Raw genomic sequence first — 6,814 nt, forward strand, 5'->3', positions numbered from 1 at the left:
AAATCAGACAGCCGTCGGCCACAACGGTGTACCACCCGCCGCAAGATGGCAGAGATAGACCCGGGTATCGAACTCCAGCTGGTGATAGTCCGGCTCGATGTGGCAGCAGAGGGCGTAGAACGCCTTGTCGTGGTCGCCTTCCCGCAGATGCGCCGGTTCGTGGGCGACGATCATGCGCAGGAATTCCGGCGGCGCTTCGCGGAAGATCGCGGCGATGCGGATTTCGTGCTTGGTCTTCAACTTGCCGCCCTGAACCCGGGCGATCCGCGTGTGCGTACCGAGGGCGCGGCCGACCGACTGCAGCTTGCCGTCGAACAGCACTTTGCCCGGCTGCGGCGAATTGCGCAGGAAGTCGTTGCGCAGCGCCTGGACGAAATCGTACAGCGCGCGGTCGGTGCGGAGCGTGTGTGCGCTCGGGTATTTGCGGCGCAGCGCCTCGCCCAGCCGTCCCTGATCGAGCAGGTGGGCGACCGGTTCGGTCAGGCTGGGCGGATAGCCGGCGAGATAGGCGGGGAGCGGGGTGGGCACGGGGAAGCTTCCGGAACGAGGCGGAATTGTCCCGGGAATTGCCGGAAATGGGTAGCGCGGTTTCCGTCGTCCGGGCCTGGCAATCGCTTCCGCGCGCGCCGGCAGCCGGTCCCGCTCGCGGTTAAACTGGCGAACACGTCGCCCGCGGCATTCTCCGGAGTCTCGCCATGGAATGGCAGCAAGTTCTCGATACCTTCTCGCGCATGCCCGCCGGGCAAAAGCAGCTCTGGTGGCTGGCGGCGGCCGGCCTGCTCGCCCTGGTGCTTGGCCTGCTCTGGCTGGAAAGCCGCTGCTTCAAGCGTTCCGGGCGCCTCGCCGGCTGGCTCTTCGTGCGCCTGGTGTCGGCGCTGGCGGCCCCGCTGGTGCTTGCCGTACTGATCGTCCCGGCGCGCAGCGTCGGCGGCCCGGAGGCGCTGGCGGTGTTCTACGTGGTCCTGCTCTTGGTCGCCCCGCCGCTCTGGTTCGGCAGCCACCTGCTCGCCGGCCGCTGGGCGAGGCCGGCGCTGACGGGCGGCGAGAGCCTGGCGCTGGCGGTCAGCGGACTGGCCATCCTGGCCATTCCCGGCAGCGCCTTCTTTGCTGCCGAAGCGCCGCTCTCCGCGGCCGCCCGCGAGATCGGCATGCAACGCTCGCTGCCCGCCGACAACATCCCGCTGCGCCACACCGTGCAGCCGGTACAGCGCTACCACCTGCCCGGCGTCGGGCTGATCTACAGCCAGTCCCTGTTGGCGCCGGCCGATACCCGGCTGCTCGCCGTCGAACTGCGCCAGGGCGGGCTGTGGCCGGTCGATCAGAGCAGCGCCCATCCGGTTTACTGCACCAACGGCAACGACCTGCACCTCATGTGGTCGGCCAAGGAAGCGCCGCCTTACCTTCGCTTGCACTGGGAAAAAGGTTTCGCCGGCCGGCAGCGCTCGGAATTCACCCCGGCGCTGGATTTCGCCAACGCCCCGCCGGCCGCCGAATTCACCGTCGCCTTCCGGGCCGACGGCGTCGATCCGGTGGTGCCGATTCCCCGTCCGCGCGCCTACCTGATCCTCGAACAGCCCGGGCTGATGCCCTACACGCAGATGCTCGGCAGCCCGCCCGAAGCCGGCGAGAAACGCAGCAGCGACTGCGTGCTGACCGGCTTTCAACGCTGGACTCCCGGTGGCGATTGGCAAGTGCGGGCGATCGGGCTCAGCTTTCAACTGCCCAGTGGCGAATTGCTGCGCAGCCTGATCGAAAGGCCCGAGCCGGGCTGAGGAGAAGCGAAACCATGTCTGCCGTCCGCTGGAGCACCATGAGTTGGCAGCGCCAGTTCTGGCTGGCGCTCTGCCTGTCCTTGGTCGCGCTGGCCGCTCGCGCCTTTGCGCCGCCGCCCTTCCAGGGCGACGTCCTCGACGAAACCGGCCGCCTTTCCGCCGAACAGCAGGCGACGCTCAGCCGGCGCATCGCCGAACTGCGCAGCCAGGACGGTATCTGGGCCGCCGTCTTCATCACCGGCAGTCTGCAGGGCGACAGCATCGAGACGGCGGCGCTCAAGACCTTCGAACAATGGCGCCTCGGCCGGGCCGACAAGGACAACGGCCTGCTCGTCATGGTCGCGCCCAACGAGCGCAAGATGCGCATCGAAGTCGGCTACGGGCTGGAAGGCACGCTCACCGACGCACTCAGCAAACGCATCGTCATCGACATCTATCAGCCGGCTTTCCGCGAGAATCGCTACGCCGATGGCCTGCTCGCCGGCTTCGAGGCGATGCGCCGCAGCATGCAGGGCGATCCGGCGGCGCTCGCCGAACTGACCGGCGGCGCCCCGGCTGAGCAGAGCGCGCAACTCGACGGCGCTATTTTCCTTCAACGCTTGTTTGTCCTCTGGCTGGGCAATTTGCTTTTTCCGCTGCTTTACTGGCTGATCAGCCGGCGGCGCGTGCCGAAGTCGACCGATTTGGGGCGCAAGACGCGCACGGCTTTCGTCCTGTTTGCCTTCTTCGGGTTTTTCTTTGGCGTGTTCTTCGGTGTCTTTTCGCAGGTTTTTTCCGATGCGCCGGAAATCGCCTGGGGCTTGCTCGGTGCCAATGCGTTGTTCGGCCTGGTTTTTGGCTTGCCCGCGCTGTTCGGCAAACCCGGCCAGGGCGGCGGCAGTGGGACGACGTACAGCAACTGGGATAGCGTTTCGTCGTCCTCGTCGTGGCGTTCTGGCGACAGCGACTCGTCGTCGTCGGGCGGCGGCAGTTCCGGCGGTGGCGGTGCCTCGGGCGATTACTGAGGCAAGGGCCGCGTCAGGGCGGCCCCGGCACCGATCAGAACTCGATCCACTCGTTTTCGCCGCTTTGTCGTGCCGGCGCCAGGGCCGGCACGGTGCTGGGGGGCGCAGCGCGTTTTCCGGCCGGAGCCAGCGGTACCGGGGCAAGCGTTTTACCGTGCCCGTGGCGCTTTTTCATGGCGCGAATCTGGCCTACCGTGAGCGCCGACTGGGCGGCGAAATCGTCGCGCAGGCGTAGCGCGGCCTCGGCCTTTTCGCCCTTTTGCGCGAGCCGGATCACGTCGCCGGCGCAACAGTGGAAAGCCGCGTGGTTGCGCCGCATTTCCTCGAACAGCGGGTCATTGCCGTAGCTGGCCTTGCCGTCCGAATAAATCCATTTGCCCATCGCGCATTTGTCGTCGCAGCCGACGACGGCGGGGTCGAGCGCTTCGCCCTTGCCGTCGAGGTATTGCTGCAGCTTGAACTTCCATTGCAGGTGAGCCTGGATGATCGCGTCGAAATCGACCCCGCCCGAGCCACCCAGGGTGAGGGCTTTGCCGTCCAGGCTGAAGATGTTGACCGAACGGCTCAGGCCCTCGACCTGCTCCTCGAGCGATTCCGCCGCCGCTGCTGCTTCTTCGACCAGGGCGGCATTCTGTTGCGTCACTTCGTCCATCTGCGAGACGGCGCCCGACACCTGTTCGATCCCGCTGGCCTGTTCCCGGCTGGCTTCGGCAATTCCGTTGACCAGCCGCGCCAGTTGCTGGAAGGCGACGACCACCTCGCGGATGGTCTCGCCGGTGTCGTGTACCAGTTGGACGCCGTCTTCGACCTTGCCGACCGATTCGTCGATCAGCGCTTTGATCTCCTTCGCCGCATCGGCCGAGCGCTGGGCCAGATTGCGCACTTCGGTGGCGACCACGGCGAAGCCCCGGCCCTGTTCGCCGGCACGCGCCGCTTCGACCGCCGCGTTGAGGGCAAGGATGTTGGTCTGGAAGGCGATGCTGTTGATCACGCCGATGATGTCGGCGATCTTCTTCGAACTGGCCTGGATACCGCCCATCGTGTCGACCACCCGACCGACCATCGCACCGCCGCGTTCCGCCGCCAGGTTCGAGTTGGCAGCCAGTTCGGCGGCCTTGCTCGCCAGTTCGGCATTGTTGCGCACCGTGCTGTTCAATTGCTCCATCGAACTTGCCGTCTCTTCCAGGCTGGAGGCCTGTTCCTCAGTCCGGTGCGACAGGTCCTGGTTGCCCGAGGCGATTTCCTTGGCCGCCACATTGATCGCGTCGGCCGCGTATTTGATCTGGGAAACCACCGAACGTAGCTGCTCGGTGGTGGCGTTGGTGTCGTCCTTGAGCTGACCGAGCGTGCCTTCGTAATCGCTTTCGATCCGCTGCGACAGGTCGCCGCGCGACAGGCCGCTGAGCACGCGGGCAATGTCGTCGAGCGCTTCCAGCACGACGCCGAGCAATTGGTTCATGCCCAAGGCCATCTCGAGGAAGAAACCCTCCTTGTCGCGGGTCTTGATGCGGCGGCTGAAATCGCCCTGGACGGCGGCGTCGAGGATGCTGCGGATTTCGCCCTGGGCCTGCACTTCATGTGTCCGGTCGCGCCATTCGGCAACGGCGCCGAGGCGTGTGCCATCGGCCGTGATCACCGGGTTGGCGGTCACCGTCATGTGGCGCTCGCCGATCTGTAGCTGGGCGCTATGGGTGCGGGTGAACTCGCCCAGCAACCTGGCCTGGAGCGCGGGATTCTTGTGCAGGGCGTCGATGTTCTGACCGATCAGCTGGTCGGCGCTGAAATTGGGCAACTGCTGGCGGATGTCCGCCTCGGCGTTCTTCAGTACGGCCTGCACCGCCTTGTTGACGTAGATGATCTTGCGTTCGGGATCGGCGATCATCACGCCGGTACTGACGTTGTCGAGGGCGATCTTGACGCGCAGCATCTCCTGCGCTGTCTCGTGTTCCGCCTGCGTCCGCGCCAACAGGTTTCGCTGCATGCGCTTGAGGGCCGCCATCAGGCTGTCCGTGTTGTCGGCCGTTAGCGGGATGTCGAAATCCAGCTCATTGTTCGCCACCCGGTTGGCCACGGCGACCGCCAGCGCCGGCTCGCCGCCGAGCTGGCGGTAGAGCAGGCGGCGCAGATGGCGGCCGGCGCCGACGACGCAAAGCGCGACGACGAGACCAAGCAACAAGGTTTGCGTCCGTGCCGATGCGCCCATGTCCAGCGATGTAGCCGCCGCTTGTTCGGCGAGTTCGCTGATTTCCTGCTCCATCCGGTCCAACTGGGCAGTCAGTTTCACCGCCCGGGCGTCGAATCCCACCTCCGGCGCCTGCATCTTCGCGTTGCCCGCCTCGCGTCCGGCGCTGACGTAGGCCTGCGCCATGTCGACGCCGGCCGTATGGAAATCGTCGAGTGCCTTCTGCAACTGACCGAGCTCGGCCGCCAGCGACGGGTTCAGTTCGGCCAGGCGTGCCAGATGCGCCTTGGCCTGCTGCAGGTTCCGCCTGGCTTCCTCGTAAGCTTGCGCGTCGCCGGTCGCCGAGACATCGGTCAGAAACTGCTGGATCTGCACCACATGGAAACGGGCTTGCAGCATCGCCCGCAGCGCCGGCTGGGTCACCTCCCGTTCCGTCCTGAGCGCGTCCAGATTACGGTCGAAGCCGAACCAGGCAACGGCGACCAGCGTCAGGATCAGGAGCACGGCCAAGGTCGTGGCAACGGCGATCAATTTTCTGATGGTGTTCATGTCTCACGATCTCGAAGTCAGCTTGCTTCAGCCTGATCTGCCCGCGCCGAAGCGCGGGAGAGTCTCTGTCATTGTTGTGGTCGGCGAAGTGTCTGCATTCGCCAGCGGCGCCAAAGCCGTAAATTTAGCCTATGCCCGGCTTGGCGGGGGAGTTTGCGGAAGGCGCGGCGGGCCAGGCGGTAGCAATGCCGCTTTGTTTCATCGGGCAAGCTTCCCGGCTTCAGTGCCGGCGCTGGATGAAAGGCGAGAACTGGCGGTCGGAATCGAGGATATGGCCCACGCACCAGCGTGACAGGGCATCGCCCAGCATTTCGGGTGAAATCCGCCCGCTGGCGGCATCATCGAGCATTTGTTCCAACGCGGCGAGGCAGCGCCGATGTTCTTCCCGGTGATGCTCGAGCGTGGCGTAGCCGGTCATCGCAAGCAGCCTTTCCTCGGCGGAAAAATGCTCGCCGGTGAAGATCAGCAATTCGCTGCCAGCCGACCGAAAGGGCTGGTCGACGGCGATCCGGTCTATCGTCTGCTGACACAGGATCATGATGTTGCGATGCTGGTTGTCGAGCATCCAGTTACCAACGCTGTAGCTTCGTTCCCAGTGGGTCAGATTCTGCATTGCGATGTCTCCTGATTTTCGCTGCTGATGATGGCGTCCGGGTGCTCAATTCGCATCAACTGCCGGGAGGTCGTTCTGACGCCTGTTTGGACTGCGTGAGTCGGGGAATTGTTCCTGAAGGCGGCCGATTCCAGAGTCGCTCCGGCACGCTTGCAGTTCTGCTCGAAGCGCAGATTTTCGAGCCACCCGAGTACAACCTTGACGCTGGGGAGATGGGGGGAGTCGGCCGCGCTGGTCAATGCGATGCGGATCGAATACATTCTTGGCGAAATCGATACCAAGCATGACTTTTGTCGTGTTCAACCCCGAGTGCGACCAATGACCTTCAATATTTCGTGTTCAGGATGCTGTAGTAGTTTCCCGGCCCTGCAACGCCAAGGTTTGGGGGCGTAGATCAATGCCAGTGATCCGCCATCTGGTCCTTGCCCTCGGCATCGTCGGTTCTACCTTCTTTGCGCTGGCGTTTCTTGCTTCTATCGCCAAGCCCGGTTTCGTCGAGGAGGTCGCAAGAAACATCATCCGCTACGAAATCGAAAAGCAGGTGCATGAAAAGATCGATACCCTGGATAGTTCTACTTTGTCAGATTCGGCATTACTTTGATGCCCGAAGGGTTTTGGCCTGTTTTTGGTAGGCGGATTGCATCGCCTCAAGTCGTCGGCGATGGCGTTCGGTGATCATGTCGGCCATGTCGTC

General features: G+C 64.5%; 6 protein-coding genes. 3 read left to right on the top strand and 3 right to left on the bottom strand.

Going from position 1 to position 6,814, the window contains the following annotated elements:
- Nucleotides 1–3 precede the first annotated feature (3 nt).
- Nucleotides 4–528 carry a M48 family metallopeptidase gene (locus ACLIIZ_RS16730; RefSeq protein WP_416693912.1) on the bottom strand — a complete coding sequence of 175 codons (525 nt, stop codon included), beginning with the start codon at nt 526–528 and terminating at the stop codon, nt 4–6.
- Nucleotides 529–695: 167 nt separating this feature from the next.
- Between ACLIIZ_RS16730 and ACLIIZ_RS16735 the strand changes: the two genes are divergently transcribed.
- Both ACLIIZ_RS16735 and ACLIIZ_RS16740 read left to right on the top strand, forming a co-directional pair.
- On the top strand, nt 696–1,772 hold the full coding sequence (locus tag ACLIIZ_RS16735) for a hypothetical protein (RefSeq protein WP_416693913.1): 1,077 nt from the start codon (nt 696–698) through the stop codon (nt 1,770–1,772).
- 14 nt (nt 1,773–1,786) lie between these two features.
- Nucleotides 1,787–2,776 (top strand): TPM domain-containing protein, encoded by a 990-nt coding sequence (locus ACLIIZ_RS16740; protein WP_416693914.1) that lies wholly within the window; start codon nt 1,787–1,789, stop codon nt 2,774–2,776.
- 34 nt (nt 2,777–2,810) lie between these two features.
- Here ACLIIZ_RS16740 and ACLIIZ_RS16745 read toward each other — a convergent pair whose 3' ends face one another.
- Nucleotides 2,811–5,507, bottom strand: a complete 2,697-nt coding sequence (locus ACLIIZ_RS16745; RefSeq protein WP_416693915.1) for a methyl-accepting chemotaxis protein — start codon at nt 5,505–5,507, stop codon at nt 2,811–2,813.
- A gap of 220 nt (nt 5,508–5,727) precedes the next feature.
- Nucleotides 5,728–6,120 carry a bacteriohemerythrin gene (locus ACLIIZ_RS16750; RefSeq protein WP_416693916.1) on the bottom strand — a complete coding sequence of 131 codons (393 nt, stop codon included), beginning with the start codon at nt 6,118–6,120 and terminating at the stop codon, nt 5,728–5,730.
- Nucleotides 6,121–6,517: 397 nt separating this feature from the next.
- Between ACLIIZ_RS16750 and ACLIIZ_RS16755 the strand changes: the two genes are divergently transcribed.
- Nucleotides 6,518–6,721 carry a hypothetical protein gene (locus ACLIIZ_RS16755; RefSeq protein ID WP_416693917.1) on the top strand — a complete coding sequence of 68 codons (204 nt, stop codon included), beginning with the start codon at nt 6,518–6,520 and terminating at the stop codon, nt 6,719–6,721.
- Nucleotides 6,722–6,814 lie beyond the last annotated feature (93 nt).

It is taken from the genome of Azonexus caeni (assembly GCF_048146105.1).
Lineage (GTDB): Bacteria > Pseudomonadota > Gammaproteobacteria > Burkholderiales > Rhodocyclaceae > Azonexus > Azonexus aromaticus_B.